The organism is Psychrobacter sp. D2, from assembly GCF_013608135.1.
GTDB lineage: Bacteria > Pseudomonadota > Gammaproteobacteria > Pseudomonadales > Moraxellaceae > Psychrobacter > Psychrobacter cryohalolentis.
This window is the reverse complement of the sequence record NZ_JACDXZ010000001.1, coordinates 234,640-252,250: the sequence shown is the minus strand read 5'-3', so window position 1 is coordinate 252,250 and position 17,611 is coordinate 234,640. Positions and strand designations below refer to the sequence as shown.

The 17,611-nt window shown below is 43.3% G+C and carries 14 protein-coding genes; 1 reads left to right on the top strand and 13 read right to left on the bottom strand.

Features of this window, described 5'->3' with window-relative positions:
* Positions 1-47 precede the first annotated feature (47 nt).
* From panB to mazG, 5 genes are all read right to left on the bottom strand, one after another.
* Positions 48-848: a 3-methyl-2-oxobutanoate hydroxymethyltransferase gene (gene panB / locus H0262_RS01085; RefSeq protein ID WP_181209379.1), complete on the bottom strand. Its 801-nt coding sequence runs from the start codon at positions 846-848 to the stop codon at positions 48-50.
* Between the two features lie 67 nt (positions 849-915).
* Positions 916-1,482 carry a 2-amino-4-hydroxy-6-hydroxymethyldihydropteridine diphosphokinase gene (folK, locus tag H0262_RS01080; protein ID WP_181209378.1) on the bottom strand — a complete coding sequence of 189 codons (567 nt, stop codon included), beginning with the start codon at positions 1,480-1,482 and terminating at the stop codon, positions 916-918.
* Between the two features lie 34 nt (positions 1,483-1,516).
* Entirely contained in the window at positions 1,517-3,778 is a 2,262-nt protein-coding gene (gene pcnB, locus H0262_RS01075; protein ID WP_181209377.1) for a polynucleotide adenylyltransferase PcnB, read from the bottom strand.
* 164 nt (positions 3,779-3,942) lie between these two features.
* Positions 3,943-4,254, bottom strand: a complete 312-nt coding sequence (locus tag H0262_RS01070) for a ComEA family DNA-binding protein (protein WP_227672969.1) — start codon at positions 4,252-4,254, stop codon at positions 3,943-3,945.
* A 73-nt stretch (positions 4,255-4,327) separates the two neighbouring features.
* The gene (mazG, locus tag H0262_RS01065) at positions 4,328-5,206 is read right to left on the bottom strand and encodes a nucleoside triphosphate pyrophosphohydrolase (RefSeq protein WP_181209375.1); all 879 of its coding nucleotides are present in this window, start codon (positions 5,204-5,206) and stop codon (positions 4,328-4,330) included.
* 156 nt (positions 5,207-5,362) lie between these two features.
* Between mazG and H0262_RS01060 the strand changes: the two genes are divergently transcribed.
* The gene (locus H0262_RS01060; RefSeq protein WP_220432353.1) at positions 5,363-6,850 is read left to right on the top strand and encodes a phosphomannomutase CpsG; all 1,488 of its coding nucleotides are present in this window, start codon (positions 5,363-5,365) and stop codon (positions 6,848-6,850) included.
* Positions 6,851-7,001: 151 nt separating this feature from the next.
* On the opposite strand, the gene H0262_RS01055 is transcribed toward H0262_RS01060, so the two are convergent.
* The 8 genes from H0262_RS01055 to odhB all read right to left on the bottom strand — a co-directional run bounded on the left by H0262_RS01055 (position 7,002) and on the right by odhB (position 17,478).
* Positions 7,002-8,381, bottom strand: coding sequence for a UDP-glucose/GDP-mannose dehydrogenase family protein (locus tag H0262_RS01055; protein WP_181209374.1), 1,380 nt, complete (start codon positions 8,379-8,381; stop codon positions 7,002-7,004).
* 37 nt (positions 8,382-8,418) lie between these two features.
* Positions 8,419-10,086, bottom strand: coding sequence for a glucose-6-phosphate isomerase (gene pgi, locus H0262_RS01050; protein WP_181209373.1), 1,668 nt, complete (start codon positions 10,084-10,086; stop codon positions 8,419-8,421).
* A gap of 3 nt (positions 10,087-10,089) precedes the next feature.
* Positions 10,090-10,974: a UTP--glucose-1-phosphate uridylyltransferase gene (locus H0262_RS01045; RefSeq protein ID WP_181209372.1), complete on the bottom strand. Its 885-nt coding sequence runs from the start codon at positions 10,972-10,974 to the stop codon at positions 10,090-10,092.
* 53 nt (positions 10,975-11,027) lie between these two features.
* On the bottom strand, positions 11,028-12,068 hold the full coding sequence (galE, locus tag H0262_RS01040; RefSeq protein ID WP_181209371.1) for a UDP-glucose 4-epimerase GalE: 1,041 nt from the start codon (positions 12,066-12,068) through the stop codon (positions 11,028-11,030).
* Between the two features lie 107 nt (positions 12,069-12,175).
* Positions 12,176-13,051 carry a succinate--CoA ligase subunit alpha gene (gene sucD / locus H0262_RS01035; RefSeq protein ID WP_011512490.1) on the bottom strand — a complete coding sequence of 292 codons (876 nt, stop codon included), beginning with the start codon at positions 13,049-13,051 and terminating at the stop codon, positions 12,176-12,178.
* 104 nt (positions 13,052-13,155) lie between these two features.
* Positions 13,156-14,322 carry an ADP-forming succinate--CoA ligase subunit beta gene (gene sucC / locus H0262_RS01030; RefSeq protein ID WP_011512489.1) on the bottom strand — a complete coding sequence of 389 codons (1,167 nt, stop codon included), beginning with the start codon at positions 14,320-14,322 and terminating at the stop codon, positions 13,156-13,158.
* 200 nt (positions 14,323-14,522) lie between these two features.
* Positions 14,523-15,974: a dihydrolipoyl dehydrogenase gene (lpdA, locus tag H0262_RS01025; RefSeq protein ID WP_181209370.1), complete on the bottom strand. Its 1,452-nt coding sequence runs from the start codon at positions 15,972-15,974 to the stop codon at positions 14,523-14,525.
* A gap of 271 nt (positions 15,975-16,245) precedes the next feature.
* Positions 16,246-17,478 carry a 2-oxoglutarate dehydrogenase complex dihydrolipoyllysine-residue succinyltransferase gene (gene odhB / locus H0262_RS01020; protein WP_011512487.1) on the bottom strand — a complete coding sequence of 411 codons (1,233 nt, stop codon included), beginning with the start codon at positions 17,476-17,478 and terminating at the stop codon, positions 16,246-16,248.
* Between the last annotated feature and the right edge of the window lie 133 nt (positions 17,479-17,611).

Sequence of the window (17,611 nt, the reverse complement as noted above, 5' to 3'; positions counted from 1 at the left end):
AACGGCTCTTTTACTGATGGACCTAATTACTGAAATTCTATATTTGCTTAGCTAAATTGGTGCTGCTCTGTTGGAAAACTACCTTCCTTTACTGACCGCTGATACAAGGCAAATGCGCCTTCGATACTGTGCTCAGTATTGCGCTCATCAGTCAGAAAATCATGGATGAAACGCGGCGCGTGACCATGAACCATACCGAGCATATCGTGCATGACCAATACCTGACCATCAGTATCAGCGCCTGCCCCAATACCAATCACTGGCACAGCAACGGCTCCCGTTACCGCTTTAGCAAGCTCAGCAGGGACGCATTCTAGTACCAAAAGCGCTGCACCAGCGTCAACCACAGCTTTTGCATCGTCAAGGAGTTTTTGACCTGCTTCATTGCCGCGACCCTGAACTTTATAACCGCCAAAAACGTTTACCGACTGTGGTGTTAAGCCTAAATGCACGCACGTTGGCGTACCTGCTTGCGCTAATGTTTTAATCAACTCGCAAAGCTCACGACCACCCTCAATTTTGATCACATGAGCGCCTGCCTGCATCAGCTTGCGGCTATTAGCAACGGCTTCAGGCAGTGTCACATAGCTCATAAAAGGTAAGTCCGCTAAAATAAGCGCCTGCTTATTGCTACGGGAGATATTAGCAGTGTGGTAAGCCATATCATCGACGGTAACAGGCAAGGTTGAATCATGACCCTGCACCACCATACCCAAGCTATCACCGATTAAAATCGTATCAATCTGCGCTTTTTCCATCATGCGCGCAAACATGGCGTCATAACAGGTCAGACAAGTAAATTTGGTACCGTCTTTTTTAAACTTATTTAAAGTAGATAACGTTGTCATATCGTTATATCATCCTCAATACTTCTGAATATCAATCAACTGTCATTCACTTTAAATGAATGTCTCTTTATTTATGACTTGACGCATCATGTTCTAACAACTTCAAACCTATCCAATCGCTGCTTTGGGGATAGTCGATTATCGGCTTTCCTACAATCATTAGCTCAGGTGCGAGCTCTCGTAACGGTATCAAAACAAAATTACGCTCATGCAAACCCACATGCGGTATTGTTAATGTTGGCTCAGAAATCCGCTCATTGCCGTATAACAATATATCCACATCAAGACTACGCTCACCCCAATGACGCAGGCGGGCGCGTTTTGCTTGCTGCTCCAACTGTTGGCAAAATATCAGCAGCTCAAACGGCGTAAATATAGTTTCAAAGCCAGCAACGGCGTTCACAAAATCTGGCTGATCTTGCGGTCCCATCGGTACCGAGGCATAAAATGAAGAAATACGCACAGTGCGTATCTTTTCTTGCTCTTGCATCATCTCAAACGCGTGCTGTAAATGCTCAACAGGCGCCCCAAGCTCATTTGCCAGATTGCTACCCAAGCCAACATAACAAGTGACCCAAGAGCAAATGGCGATAGATTTGCTATCAAAATCAGTATCATTAAAGCGCGTGTTCATCGTTATCACTTTACTCTTATATTCGCTGTCAACGTTAAACGTCATTGACGCTTGGCTGACGACGGCGACGTTTCGATGGGACAGGGCCTTTATTGGCATTCATATTACTGTTAACTACTTTATTAGTATCTTGCCGTTCGTTAGAACTTTGATTTGTAGCACTTTGATTACTAGCGTCTCGTTTGGCCTTAGTGGACTTAGTACTTGATGCTTTAGCGGGTTTAGGCGCTTTAGCAATGGTGTTATCAGTAGAGCCAACAGCTAATTTAGGCACTTTTTTTGCGTACTTCCCAGATGATTTCTCATTACTACTGGTGTCTAATGTCGTTGCTTCTTTAGCACTGCTAACCTCTGCGACAATATCACTATTTTCAATCACAGTAGGCTGACGACGACGGCGCTTGTGCGGTATCGGCTCATTATTCATACTAACAAGTGCTGGAGACTGAGCAGCATTGCGTTCTTTATAAATAGTACTACGAGCATTGTTTGAAGACACCTGAGTATTCACTGACTCTTTTGGTGCATGCGATCTATTAGTTAAGTCACTCGCTTTATTAACAGCTTTTTCTTGCGGCTGCGATTGACTATCTGCCGATGCCTTTTTACTAACTGTTGCTTGCTCAAGCACTTTTTGAATAGGCGCTTTTTGCGTCGCTTTAGGCAGTGCTTTATCTGAACCAGATAGCTGCTTTTTCAAAGGCGGTACGACGTTGCCCTGTTCTATGACAAACAATGGGGCAGGTTTCGGCGTGTGCTGCTGATTGCTACCATTATTACTGCTCGCCAAAGACAATTGCTGCAACTGTGCCAGCTCATTATTGTCTTGTGTGAGTTGCTGTGGGCTATAACTTTTACTATTAGCAGAAGTATGCTGACTGGCACGGCGACGACGTGATGGCACATTTGAGGCATCATTAACCATTGCTGGTTTTGCATGACCATTACTCAGCGCTTTACCTTGATAGTCATTATCTAACTGACTTAACTTAGCATTGTCGTTCGAGTTCTGCTGCTTTTGACGATTGCGTCCACGACCACGCTGACCTTGTTTATAAGCACCGCGGCGGATATTTTCATCAAAGTCATCAATCGCTTGATCCTGCTGCTGCTCAGTCAAGGTTTGATAGGTCTGCCACCACTCGCCCATATCATTAGTCGATTCAGAAAGTGGATGCTCTGCATCGCCGCACTGCTCGCGCAATAATAAGAAATCAAAACCGGCACGAAAACGTGGATGCTCAGATAGCTGTACAATCTGTTTGCTACGCGGCGCGGCCAGTTTTGGCTGTAATATCCAGATATCACGAATAAACTGTTCAGCAAATTTTGGAATGGCAGTCTTGATACGTTGACGATCAATCACTTTGCCTGCTGCATGCATTTGTGCATCCGCAAAAGGCATATTGCGCTTTTTGGCTTTTTCTAGTTGATGTAAGTAGTTCTCCCACAGCAAAGCGGCATAAAAGAATGCTGGGTTGATACTTTTGCCAGCAGCAATACGTTTGTCGGTATTAATAGCGACTTGTTTAACTAAGGCACTTGGCTCAGAAGGCGGATAAATGATGAGACTATCAATCGCGCCTGAATCAAACAATAACGGTAATAATGGTACTAAATAACCACCGGTAAACATCTTTTGCGTTTCATCATACAGACGGTGCGGAGAGATTTGTTCAAGTAATGACCAGTTGCCATCATGGAACTGTGCGGCTAATTCGCTATCAAACTCAAAACCCAATTTTGCTTTGAAACGCAAGGCACGTAGCAATCTGACCGGATCTTCTTCGATACGAATCGGTGCATTGCCTAATAAACGGATAATTTTATTGTCAATATCTTCAAGCGCGTCGCAAAAATCATGAACTATGCCTTTAAGCGGCTGATAATAAAGGGCATTGATAGAAAAATCACGACGGGCAAAATCTTGTTTGATATCACCCCAGACATTGTCGCGCAGAATCATACCGTCTTGATTGGTATTAGAATCGTTAATAGGTGGCCCACGGAAGGTGGCTACTTCGATAAGCTCACGCCCAGAGTACACATGCGCCAACTGAAAACGGCGACCGATAATACGGCAGCGCTTACCAAAGACGTCTTTAATCTCATGAGGCTTGGCATCAGTGACCGCGTCAAAATCTTTTGGACGCAGTCCTAGCAAGGTATCACGCACGCCACCACCGACGATATAGGCGTCAAACCCAGCTCGGGTTAGGGTTGCGATTACTTCGGTAATAGAATTGGGTAATTCAGATTTATTCAGTTCTAACTGCTTGGCGGCACGCTCGGCCATGCATCTACTCCTTGCCTTTATTCTTAACCACCCTGACGAACACAGCGTCAATCAGGCGGATGTACATGCTAGTTTAACAAATTTTGACCATGGTGGGTGTATTTAGACAGTTACTTACATGCTATTTTGTCAATATTGGGGTTAATTAAAGTAAAATACAGCGATTAATCTTGCACGGTCAAACGTCCTCGATTTTTATCAACGGTTTTTGCGCCAATACCCTTTACCTTTGTCAATTCATCAACCGTTCTAAAACTGCCAAACATCTCACGATATAGGATAATGGCTTGCGCCTTATTGCTACCGATACCATGTAGCAACGTAAGCTCACCTTCTGTTGCTCGATTAATATTAATGATTGACTGCATACGTGCTTGAGTTTGCGCTGTCTCTTGCGTCAATAAGTAGTTATAAGCACTTTGGGCATTATCAAAACACGGTGCTGCATTAGCAGTATTAATTGACGTAAAAATCATAGAAAGTATGCCCACTAAATAGAAACCCCTTTTTTGGAGTAATTTAGGGAGCAAGGTAGCGAGTAAATACTTACTAGGTGCGTTCATGTTGTTTAGCCGCTTCCCATAATGCGTCCATTTCATTAATATTGCTATCTTCTAAGCGCTTGCCAGCAGCGGCTAGTTGATCTTCAATATAGCCAAAACGCGATTTAAATTTATGTACACAGGTCAGCGTTGCTGTTTCCGCATCAAGGTCTAATTTGCGTGCCACATTGACCAGCGCAAACATGCAATCGCCAAGCTCCTTTTCAATCTCTCTGATATTGGCTTTGCTTATATTATATTTAGCAGCATCTTTTGGCTTATCTAAAATCTCGGCCTTTAGCTCGGCAATTTCTTCATCGAGTTTATCAAATGCGCCACTTACACCTTCCCAATCAAAACCCAATTTTGACGCCTGTTTTTGCACATCCTGCGCCTGCATCAGCGCACTACCTGCTTTGGTATTGTCCAAACGACGCTGTGGTTTGCCACGTACGGCGCGGGCTTGTTGCTCTTCTACTTTAATCTCATCCCAGCGTTCTTTTACCGCTGCTTCATCTTTAAGCGTTTCTGCTTCAAACACATGCGGATGCCGGCGAATCAGCTTTTCTTGTAAAGTGGTAATCACATCACTCATATCAAAGCGCTCTTGTTCAGCGTACATCTGACAATGAAAAACCACTTGCAGCAGCACATCTCCAAGCTCGCCTTTGATGTCTTCATCATCATTACTTTGTACCGCTTCGCCGAGCTCATAGGCTTCTTCAATCGCATACGGAATTAAGCTATGATTGCTTTGCTTTTTATCCCACGGACAATCGCTACGCAACCGCGCCATTAAGGACAACAAATCCGCTAATTCGCCACTTGCTTCTGGCGTTCCTTGTACCGGTGTTGGCACTTTAACTTTATTTTTTGGGTTACTCATAAAAAAACACTCTTATACTTTTATTGGTTATTAAATAGAACCATATTAAGTTTATAACGATTTTGTCGTTAGTGTAGCATTGAACACTGATTAGCTTATAATTGGGTAACCTACTTAATTATCATCTCACTGCTTAAACGCAAGGATTTTATCGTTATGCCCACATCCGATACGAATAATGCCAGCTATGCGACTCAAACCCAGTTCGCACCGATTAACATTGATTCATTTAAAGCTTACGATATCCGCGGCGAGCTTGGTGTCAATCTCGATGAAGCTATCGCCTACCGTATCGGCCGTGCCTTTGCCCAGATTTTATTCGAGCGTTATAGCACAGCTGATGCCCCCTCTGACTTACAAGACGTAAAACCAGCTATCGTGATTGGTAGCGATATTCGCCATTCAAGTGAACAGTTAAAACAAGCGACTATCAAAGGCATGCTAGATGCTGGCGTCGATGTTATCGATTTGGGTATGACAGGAACGGAAGAGGTCTACTTTGCTACTAGCTATTATCAGGCGTTGGGCGGTATCGAAGTCACAGCAAGTCACAATCCGATTAATTATAATGGCTTAAAATTAGTCAAAGAGCACTCAAAACCGATTAGCGCCGATGATGGCTTGGCAGAGATTCAAGCATTGGCAGAATCAGGGCAATTCAACACTGACAATACGTTAGGCAACCTACAATTACTGACGGACAAGAGCGCCTATATCGATCATGTAATGACTTTCATTGATACGGATAAATTAAAACCACTTAAGCTGGTTATCAATTCAGGCAATGGTAGCGCAGGGCCAGTGGTTGATTTATTAATCGATAAGTTAGCACAAGCTGGCGCACCGATTGAAGTCATTAAATTACATCATGCCCCTGATGGCAGCTTTCCAAACGGCATCCCTAACCCGATGATTTTGGCTAATAGAACCGCCACTCAGCAAGCTGTTTTAGCACATAAAGCCGATCTTGGGATTGCCTTTGATGGCGATTTTGACCGCTGTTTCTTATTCGATGAATACGGCGAATTTATCGATGGTAGCTATGTCGTTGGCATGCTGGCACAAGCCTTTTTAAATAAATATACGGGCGAGTCGATTGTTTATGATCCACGGGTAATTTATAACACTGAAGCAGTCATTCATGAGCATAAAGGCAAAGCGGTTATTAGTAAATCTGGGCACTCATTTATTAAGCAAGTCATGCGTGATTCTGGCGCAGTGTATGGCGGCGAGATGTCAGCGCATCATTATTTCCGCGATTTTTTCTACTGCGATAGCGGCATGATTCCTTGGCTGCTAACCATTGAGTTATTATCGATTACTGGTAAAACCTTGTCAGAATTGGTCAGCGGTTATATTAAAGCGTATCCAAGCTCAGGCGAGCTGAACTTTCATCTGACCACTTATGATGCGCAGGCGATTATTAGCGCTATCGAAGAGAAGTTTAGTACCGACAATCCAGCTAAATCCACCCTTGATGGCTTAAGCCTCAACTTTGGCGAATGGCGTTTTAACTTACGCGCCTCAAATACTGAACCATTAGTTCGGTTAAATATTGAAAGTCGCGGTGATGAAGATTTACTACAGACCAAGACCCAGGAGATTCAACAATGGCTTGCCAGTAAAGGTGCTGTACCTGCTTAACTTCAATAGCTGCAATGCTAAATAAAGACATTCTAAACTTATAAAGATAAAAAAAGCGCCGATTAATTTTTATATTAATCGGCGCTTTTATTTAGCTTTAATCTAACAACTGTTTGTCTACTGAGCTTATTTTATACTTGATAGAAAGCGCTTATTTAGCGCGACCAATCCCCATATAGTCGCCGACTAGACCATCTATCTGCGTTCGTAACAAGGCATTTTGCGCATCGAATACGGGCATCGCTTGCTCATTAAGCTTAGCAATATCTAGTCTATTTTCTGGTAACCAACTGATAATAAAGATTGCTTGCGCCTCATCAAGCTGTTGATAAGGATTGTTTATCAACTCCAGTAATGACTGCTGCTTATAAAGTGCGGCAAGCTCCGTTTGCGCTTTATCGCTATAAACCAGCGTACGAATATTATAAGACCACAATAATGCCAATAAAGGATGAATCGCCGACTCTGCCGTCCGTCCTGAGCCCGCCTTATAACTACCACCCCAAATCATGACTGTTTTATTATCGATAAAACCGTCAAAATATTGCCAAAATTTGCGGAATATCAGCTCTTTTTGGTCTTCGTTGATATGGATAACCGATTGCAATAGCGGCATGGCCAAGCTCTGTGCTTGACTTGATTGTTGTAGCTGAAGCAATTCTGTCGGTAGCGTATTACCACCAAATCCCCAGCCCGCCTGCAAGTAGCTACTGCCCACGCGCTCATCAAGCCCCATGATATGGCTGACTTGCTGGATATCGACTTGTTGACTATCCGCCAAGCGCGACATCTCATTCATAAAACTGACCCGCGTTGCTAGCATCGCCATGATGCTACTACGAGCAAATTCGATAGTCGCAATATTGGCATAATGAGTAGCACGCGCATGCTGCATTAATGGCTGTAGCATACCCAAATGATGACGACTATTAGAGGTTTTTTCACCAAGTAGCCATAGTGACGGATTTAACATCGAGCTATAAGCGTCGCCATCTTTTAAGAAAACGAACGGTAGATAATAGACCCAAGCACGCTTTAAGCGCTGAGACAATGCATCTATAGTGCAAAGCTGCTTAATGCCACTCATCATGAGCGGTTGTGTCTGCTGTTGACTGTGATTAAAAGCGGTAAGCCAATCATCCTCTACCCATACCGAATCGATACTGTCTAAAAACAACCAATATAGGATTACTGATTTTCTCTCATCATTATCATTCGCTACTTCATAAAGCTGTATAAGCTTATCAGCGGTGTCAGGCAGTGCAAAACTCATAATGTGCTGTTGCTGCGTATACATTTGCCATAGTGCCTGCAAATGATGCTCAAAGCCATATTGATGTAGCTGCTGCGCCAATATCTCTTGGTCTGCGTATAAATGCACTTGCTGACCAAGACTTGCCAGTACGACAGCACTGGTCACCGCCTCAATACTATGACCAATAAGTACGCAGACAGCAGATTTTTTCGCCAAATCGCTAAACGAATTGGATTCAGATTGGGGTATATTTTTATCCATAGTCTCGGCGCTCATGAGTGTACCTTTAGTCGTTATTAATATAGCAGCGCTCTCAAGAAAGCTGTTTGATGTGTTTTAATAGCTGATTGGTTGAGGTATCGAATGGTGCGTTGCCCTCTTGCTGCATCGCATCATGAACGGTCTCTGCCATCTGCTTACCCATCTCAACGCCCCATTGATCAAATGGATTGATATCCCAGATACTGGCCATGACATAAACCTTATGCTCATAAAGCGCGATTAACGCCCCTAAGCTATGCGGAGTAAGTTCATCAATCAGCAAGGTTGTAGAAGGCTGGTTGCCTCGGTAGTATTTATATTTATCAGCATCACAAGCAATTTGACCATCCGTTTCAGCGATAGCAGCATTACCAAAAGCCAGTACACGGCTTTGAGCCAAACAATTGGCTAAAGACAGTTCATGCTGCTGTTGTAGTGGCGTATTTTTTGCCTCATCACTGTAGCGACGTACACAAGCGATAAAATCACAAGAGACTTGCTGCGTTCCTTGATGTAGCAGCTGATAAAAAGCATGTTGGGCATTGGAACCAATTTCACCCCAAAGAATAGGACAGGTATCATAATCAATACGATCACCATGCTGGGTCACCGATTTACCATTACTTTCCATCTCTAGCTGAGTTAAATAACTGGGTAAATAGCTTAAGCGCCCATCATAAGGCAGCACAGTATGAGCATTTACCTGCAAAAAGGTGCTATTCCAAACTGCGATTAAGCCCAATAATACTGGCAAGTTTTCTGCAAAATCCGCCTGCGCAAAATGCTCATCCATACTATGCGCGCCTGCCAACAGCTCTTTAAACCCAGACATACCGATACGAATAGCTATGGCAAGACCAATCGCTGACCATAAAGAAAAACGACCCCCTACCCATTCCCAAAGCTGCAACTGGTGCTCAGGATGAATACCCCAATCACTCATTTTTTCACTATTGGCCGAGATACCGATGAAATGACGACGTAATACACTGTCTTCAGTGCCCGCACGCAGCTTTGCGGTTGCAAGCAGCCATGATAGTGCCGTTTTGGCATTGGATAAGGTATCAATGGTACCAAAGGATTTAGATGAGATAATAAATAAAGTGGTTTCAGGATTTAGATGTTTTAGCAAATTATCCAGCTGCGTGCCATCCATATTGGAGACGAAATGGACCTCAACACAGGTATCTGCCCACTCATCAAGGGCAGTGGTTGCCATCAGTGGCCCTAAGTCAGAACCCCCTACACCGATATTAACAACATCTGTAATCGCTTTACCTGAAAACCCGCGCCATGTCCCACTGCGTACACGCTCAGATAAACGTTCAACTTGCCCCAAACTTTGATGGACATCAGCAACCACATCTTGCGTATCAAGTTGTAAGTTTGCTGTGGTGGGCAATCGTAGTGCAGTATGCAAAGCGGCACGTTCTTCACTGGTATTCACCATCGCCCCTTGTAGCAAGGACTGAATACGAGCAGACAATTCACAACTATTTGCCAGACTTAATAAACTTTCTAGCACAGTATCATCTAGACATTGCTTGCTGTAGTCCATATACAGCGCCCCACTCTGAGCACTAAAACGTTGGGTACGTGTATTATCCTGTGCAAACAAGGCAGCTAATGACCACTTCGACTCAGCTAATGCCTTCAGCTTCTGCCAATATTTAGAATGGCGGGCACTGCTATAGACTTTATTGTCTTTTGTATCGTTCATTAACTACTCTTCATCGGCTAGTTGCTGCTGAGCGAAATATATAAAAGCTTGCATATAAGAGCGCATATCGCCAGCATCATAACTGTTACCACGCATGGTCGTGACATTGACACCATACTCACTGATAAGCGCATCAATAGCGTCAGTCAATTGGATCTCTCCGCCAACTGAGGCTTGGGTATTAGCCAGATAATCAAAAATATGATGACTAAAGACATAACGACCAACCACAGCGAGTCTTGATGGCGCATCAGAGAGATTTGGCTTTTCTACAAAACCTGCCACTTTAAAACTGACATTCTCATCTGTTTTATCATCTATATCGCCCTCATCCATAAGCGCTTCACTTAATTGAGCGATACCATATTTATGTACGTCTTTATCGGCGACCTTGTCGACCAATATTTGCGAATGGTTATCTTCAGAAAAAGCGTCAATCATAAACGCCAAATTGTCAGCAGACATATCACCATTAAAAGGATCAAGCACCACATCTGGCAGCAGTACTGCAAAATCATGCTTACCAATGATTGGGCGTGCGGCAAGCACCGCATGGCCTAAGCCCAATGGCATACCCTGACGTATCATCGATATAGTCACATCATCTGGTAGCCAGTTTAAGCTATCTGCTAGCTCGTTCTTACCTTTAACACGCAATTGATTGTCAAGCTCGGCATTGAGATCAAAGTAATTTTCAATAGCACTTTTTTGTGCATGACCAACCAAGACAATGTGCTTAATACCGGCAGCAATGGCTTCTGCCACCACATAATGGATGGCAGGACGATTGCCAAGCGGCAATAGCTCTTTAGGTACGGATTTAGACAATGGCAACATACGAGTACCAAAGCCTGCAACGGGTATCACCGCGTGAGTAATTTTTTTCATAAGGATTAATACATACTTAATAAGAATGGATAAGGGTTTATTTTCTATAACACTTATATTGAGTTATAACCATTTGGATTTATGCTTTGCCAACGCCATGTATCTTGACACATATCAGTAATAGATAAGCTTGCCTTCCATCCTAATAACTCTTGTGCTTTATCAGCACTAGCATAGCAACTGGCAATATCACCAGCTCGTCGCCCAACAAACTGAAAAGGAATATCTTTAGCTGATACGGCAGAAAACGCTCTAACTAACTCTAATACAGACGTTCCCTTACCTGATCCTAAATTGATCGGAAGAAAACCTAAGCTTTGCTTTTGCTGCTTTAGATAATTGAGCGCGGCGACATGACCTTGTGCGAGGTCAGTTACATGTATAAAGTCACGCACACCCGTACCATCTACCGTAGCATAGTCATCGCCAAAAATGCTTAATTGAGCAAGCTTGCCGACCGCGACTTGTGAGATATATGGCATTAAATTATTTGGAATATCATTGGGATCTTCGCCAATTTGTCCAGATGGGTGCGCGCCAACAGGATTAAAATACCTCAAAGGAATAAGGCTCCAACTGTTATCTGATAGCGCTAAATCTTCTAGAACATGCTCAACCGTAAGCTTACTCTGTCCATAAGGATTGGTACAGGAACGTGGAGAGTCTTCATTAATTGGCAGAATTTCAGGATCACCATAGACCGTAGCTGATGAAGAAAAGACTAGTTTTTTAACCTCATATTCAGCCATAATTTTAAGTAAGGTAATCGTACCACTCACATTATTATCATAATACATCAAGGGTTTAGCTACAGATTCGCCCACCGCTTTTAAGCCAGCAAAATGAATCACGCCAAAAAATTGATGCGCGGAAAATACTTGCCTGAGTGAATTAGCATCACGTATGTCGCCTTCGATAAAGTCGATAGGCTGCCCAATAAGGCTAGAAACACGATTTACTGCCTCAAAACTGCTATTGGATAAATTGTCGTATATCACCACCTCGTAGCCTGCTTCATGCAGTGCAATACAAGTATGTGAACCGATATATCCTGCGCCTCCAGTCACTAATATTTTATTTTTATAATTTTCCATATTGATATCCAAAGCAATTTTCAAACAAAAAAAGACACCCCATTGTAGGGGTGCCTTCATTATTTTTCAACGTCATTTGAGTATTAACAGTCAGTTAGCTGCTGATACTACCAACCTGTCACTTCTTTTAGCTTCTCGCCCAATTTTGATGGGTCACGCGTGTAAGCAATACCTGCCGCTTCGAACGCTTTAAATTTATCTTCAGCTGTACCTTGACCGCCAGAGATGATAGCGCCGGCATGACCCATACGCTTACCTTCAGGAGCAGTTACACCAGCAATATAACCAACAACTGGCTTAGTGACATGGTCTTTGATATAAGCGGCTGCTTCTTCTTCAGCAGTACCACCGATTTCACCGATTAGGATAATTGCTTCAGTTTGTGGATCTTCTTGGAACAATTTCAATGCATCAATCTGGTTCATACCAGGGATCGGATCGCCACCGATACCGATACAGGTTGATTGACCAAAACCAAGTTTAGTAGTTTGAGCAACGGCTTCATAAGTCAAAGTACCAGAGCGTGAGATAATACCCACTTTACCTGGCAAATGGATATGACCTGGCATGATGCCGATTTTGCACTGACCTGGGGTGATAACGCCTGGGCAGTTAGGACCGATTAGACGTACATCGCCTGCTGTTTCAAGGTAGCGTTTGGCTTTAAGCATATCAAGCGTTGGTACGCCTTCAGTGATCACAACAATTAGCTTCACACCAGCGTCAATTGCTTCGATGATAGAATCTAGTACAAAAGGGGCTGGTACATAGATAACAGAAGCATCTGCTTGAGTAGCTGCCATTGCTTCAGACATGGTGTTGAATACTGGCAAACCTAGGTGCGTTTGACCGCCTTTACCAGGGGTTACGCCGCCAACAACTTTTGTACCATATTCGATGGCTTGTTCTGAGTGGAACGTACCATTTTTACCGGTAAAACCTTGCACCAATACTTTGGTGTCTTTATCAATTAATACACTCATTATCTTATCCTTGTATGCGGTTGTCTGGTAGGCGCTTGCCTATCCTGCCACGTTAAATGTTAACGTCGGTAGAATAACAGCAAACGCCTTATACTCTTGAGCAATTAAGCTTTAACAGCGTCAACAATTTTTTGAGCGGCGTCTGATAAACCTTGAGCTGAGATCAATTTCAGACCAGATTCTTCTAGAATTTGTGCGCCAAGCTCAGCATTGTTACCCTCTAAACGGACAACAACTGGTACTTTGACGTCAACTTCTTTGATCGCAGCGATAATAGCTTCTGCAATCATGTCACAACGTACGATACCACCGAAGATGTTGATCAGAACACCTTCAACGCTGCTGTCTTCAAGAATAATCTTGAATGCTTCAACAACACGATCTTTAGTTGCACCGCCGCCAACGTCCAAGAAGTTAGCAGGCTTGCCGCCGTACAATTTGATGATGTCCATCGTAGCCATTGCAAGACCAGCACCGTTTACCATACAACCGATATTGCCTTCTAGGGCAACATAGTTTAGATCAAACTCAGCTGCTTTAAGCTCACGCTCATTTTCTTGTGATTTGTCTTGTAGCGCAGCAATCTTAGGCAAACGATATAAAGCGTTTGAGTCAATACCAATTTTGCCATCAACACAAACGATCTCGCCATTTTCGCGAACCGCTAATGGGTTGATTTCAAGTAAATCAATGTCGTTTTCAACGAATGCTTGATAAGCACCAGACATCAATTTAACGAATTGATTGATTTGCTTGCCTTCCAGACCCAATTTAAACGCGACTTCACGCGCTTGGAATGGCAATAAACCAACCAATGGATCAATATTTACTTTAAAGATTTTCTCTGGCGTTTCTTCTGCAACTTTCTCAATCTCAACACCGCCTTCCGTTGATGCCATAAACGTCACGCGACGTGAAGAGCGGTCAACAACAGCGCCAAGATATAGCTCGGTTTGTACTGGATACATATCTTCTGCAACCAATACGAAGTTAACTGGCTGACCAGCGGCATCGGTTTGATACGTTACAAGGTTTTTACCGATAAGCTCATCAGTCACTTGCTTCGCTTCTTCACGAGTCTTAACCAGTTTCACGCCGCCCGCTTTACCGCGACCACCAGCATGAACCTGCGCTTTGATGACTGCGATATCAGTTGGGGTTTTGTCAAAAGCTGCCGCTGCTTCGTCGCCACTGTAAGCAATGATGCCTTCTTGAATTGGCAAGCCGTAGCTTTTCAATAGCTCTTTTGCTTGATACTCATGTAAATTCATTGATTGAATCCTTTATTTTTACCATTAATAAAAAATGAAAACTCATACATTGTAGAATGCTCTACTGTATTTTAGACCAACGCAGCATTCAAAATAGTCATTCAAAATAGCTATTCGAACAATGCGATGGTCATGCCATCATCTAATAACCATTTAAGACACTTAACATATCTTTATACAAATATTTTTAGCCGTTAAAATTATTTACGTTTTTTACGCTGAATCGCGTGAATAGCACGACCATCCGCAGACAATGCTGCTTCATGGACGGCTTCAGAGATCGTTGGATGCGCAAACGTCATCAACTGCAAATCTTCGATGCTTGATACAAACTCCATCGCAATCATACCTTGATGGACGATGTCGCCTGCACCAGCAGAAATCGCATGCATACCTAACAAACGGTCTGTTTTGGCATCAGCAACGACTTTGATAGAACCTTGAGCTTCACTTTGAGCAAGAGCGCGACCGTTTGCAGCTAGGTTAAATGAACCTGTTTTGACTTCATAACCGGCGGCTTCTGCTTCTTGCTCTGTCAAACCAACCCATGCGATTTCTGGATGCGTATAGATGACGTTGATAATAGTGTCGTAGTTAACTTGAGCTTTTTCGCCATGAATACGCTCAACAGCCATCATGCCTTCTTCCATGGCTTTATGCGCAAGCATAGGACCGCGTACCAAGTCGCCAATTGCATAAACGCCATCAAGATTGGTTTTGCACTGATCATTGACATCGATCAAACCGCGTTCGGTCAATTGAATACCACTGTCTTCGCCAAGTAGTTTCTCAGAATAAGCGCGACGACCGACACAAACGATCAGCTTATCAAAGCTCTCTTCACTAGATTCGCCTTTGGTTTCACTAGTAACGATGACTTGATCGCCTTTCACTTCAGCATTGGTCACTTTGGTATCAACACGGATATCAAGACCTTGCTTTTTCAGCATTTTGCCCGCTTCTTTAGCGATATCTTTGTCAGCAGCAGCCAAGAAGCTAGGTAGTGCTTCATATACGACAACTTCTGCACCTAGACGACGCCATACTGAACCAAGCTCAAGACCAATTACGCCAGCACCGATTACGCCTAAACGCTTAGGTACAGCAGTGAAGTCAAGCGCGCCAGTAGAATCAACGATACGATCGCCGTCAGTTTTGGCAACTGGAATATCAATCGGTACTGAACCAGCTGCAAGAATCACGTTTTTAGCAGTGATAGTCGTTTCTGCTTCATCAGCAAGAGCGGTAAATTTAACTTTTTTATCAGTACCTTTACCATCTTCTAATGTGCCCCAGCCTTGTAGCCAGTCAACCCCATTACCTTTCAATAACGCAGCAACACCGCCAGTCAACTGCTTAACAATGCCTTCTTTACGAGCAATCATTTGCTCGATATCGATAGCAACGTCACCAGTAGTAATACCATGCTCATTAAGGTCGTGCTTAGTCGCTTCATAGCGATGTGAGCTATCAAGCAATGCTTTTGATGGGATACAACCGACGTTTAAGCAAGTACCGCCAAGTGCAGGCTCGCCTTTATAAACGCGTTTTTCGATACAAGCGACGCTCATGCCAAGCTGTCCTGCACGGATTGCTGCTTCATAACCACCAGGTCCGCCGCCGATGACGACTAAATCGTAACTGTCTTTCATAATACGTTCCTATTTTAATTTTAGTTTAATGTTAGGTATCATATAAACCAATTTTATCTCGTTAGTAAACCATCGACTTATCCATTCGATAACCAATACGATATCTAAATGCTAGATAATAGATGCGTTTAAAAAGACGATAAAGATAGTTGCTGAGTATGCTTAGCTCATTGCTCATAAGATAGAACTGAAAAAGCTAAAAGGCATTAAAAGATAATCTATACAAAGCTAAAAAGCTTGTACCAGTCAATACTGATACAAGCCTAAAAACTTAAAGATCTAAAAGTAGCATAGTAGGGTCTTCAACCAATTCTTTCAGTGTTACTAAGAATTGTACCGCTTCTTTACCATCAATCATACGATGGTCATAAGACAGTGCAAGATACATCATTGGCAAGATTTTAACTTCACCATTAACTGCCATAGGGCGGTCATTGATGGCATGCATACCCAAGATAGCGGTTTGTGGTGGGTTCAAGATAGGTGTTGACATCAGTGAACCAAATACACCACCGTTTGAGATGGTAAATGTACCGCCAACCATGTCTTCTAGACCAAGTTTGCCTTCTTGTGCTTTACCACCAAATTCACGAATCTTGGCTTCAACATCTGCCATGCTCATGCGATCAGTATCACGCAGTACTGGTACGACTAGACCACGGTTAGAAGATACGGCAACACCGATGTCATAGTAACCATGATAAACGATATCATCACCGTCTAATGACGCGTTCACAGCTGGATAGCGTTTTAGAGCTTCAGTCGCCGCTTTTACAAATAAAGACATAAAGCCTAAACGTGTGCCATGACGCTTCTCGAACTGATCTTTATACTTAGTACGCATATCCATCAACGGTTTCATGTTGACTTCATTAAACGTCGTTAACATTGCCGTTTCTTGAGAAGCAGCTAGTAGACGATTCGCGATTGTTTTACGTAGACGTGTCATTGGTACGCGTTTTTCAGTACGCTCGCCAACTGCTTCAGCAACAGGACGACCACTATCAGAAGTGATTGAGCTATCCGCTTTCAACGTTGGGTTTGACATGTCAGTTTTAGTCACACGACCGCCGCGACCACTACCTTCAACGTTTTTAGGATCTACGCCAGACTCTTTGGCTGCTTTACGAACCGCAGGGCTTTGATCTTTATGATCAGATTCAGCAGACGCTTGTACTGGCTCACCGCCATCTGTTGCTTGCTTAGGTTGTACTGGCGCAGCTGGTTGATCTGGATCAACGGCAGGAGCAGCTTCAGCACTGGCGCTAGCACCAGCTTCAAATTCGGCAATCAGCTCATCAGACAATACGGTGTCATCTACTTGCTTAACGATTCGGGTTACAACACCGTTATCAGGCGCGACCACTTCTAATACAACTTTATCAGTTTCGATTTCAGCTAATAGGTCATCACGGTTTACTTGCTGACCTTCAGTGACATGCCATTCAACGATTGTACCATCGGCAACCGATTCTGGAAAAACGGGGGCTTTAATTTCAGCCATCGATATACTCCTTAGATTTGGATATTACTATTTATAATTAAGTCGTGATAGGCAGTCAGTGCCATTTAAAATGTGATATTTAAATTGTCTTACTGGGTACTGACTGTCATCGCCTGATTCATTGATTACATAC

Bases quoted from the DNA above. Each gene is read 5' to 3' on its own strand.
- panB (WP_181209379.1), bottom strand. From the start codon at position 848: ATGACAACGTTATCTACTTTAAATAAGTTTAAAAAAGACGGTACCAAA.
- folK (WP_181209378.1), bottom strand. From the start codon at position 1,482: ATGAACACGCGCTTTAATGATACTGATTTTGATAGCAAATCTATCGCC.
- pcnB (WP_181209377.1), bottom strand. From the start codon at position 3,778: ATGGCCGAGCGTGCCGCCAAGCAGTTAGAACTGAATAAATCTGAATTA.
- H0262_RS01070 (WP_227672969.1), bottom strand. From the start codon at position 4,254: ATGATTTTTACGTCAATTAATACTGCTAATGCAGCACCGTGTTTTGAT.
- mazG (WP_181209375.1), bottom strand. From the start codon at position 5,206: ATGAGTAACCCAAAAAATAAAGTTAAAGTGCCAACACCGGTACAAGGA.
- H0262_RS01060 (WP_220432353.1), top strand. From the start codon at position 5,363: ATGCCCACATCCGATACGAATAATGCCAGCTATGCGACTCAAACCCAG.
- H0262_RS01055 (WP_181209374.1), bottom strand. From the start codon at position 8,381: ATGAGCGCCGAGACTATGGATAAAAATATACCCCAATCTGAATCCAAT.
- pgi (WP_181209373.1), bottom strand. From the start codon at position 10,086: ATGAACGATACAAAAGACAATAAAGTCTATAGCAGTGCCCGCCATTCT.
- H0262_RS01045 (WP_181209372.1), bottom strand. From the start codon at position 10,974: ATGAAAAAAATTACTCACGCGGTGATACCCGTTGCAGGCTTTGGTACT.
- galE (WP_181209371.1), bottom strand. From the start codon at position 12,068: ATGGAAAATTATAAAAATAAAATATTAGTGACTGGAGGCGCAGGATAT.
- sucD (WP_011512490.1), bottom strand. From the start codon at position 13,051: ATGAGTGTATTAATTGATAAAGACACCAAAGTATTGGTGCAAGGTTTT.
- sucC (WP_011512489.1), bottom strand. From the start codon at position 14,322: ATGAATTTACATGAGTATCAAGCAAAAGAGCTATTGAAAAGCTACGGC.
- lpdA (WP_181209370.1), bottom strand. From the start codon at position 15,974: ATGAAAGACAGTTACGATTTAGTCGTCATCGGCGGCGGACCTGGTGGT.
- odhB (WP_011512487.1), bottom strand. From the start codon at position 17,478: ATGGCTGAAATTAAAGCCCCCGTTTTTCCAGAATCGGTTGCCGATGGT.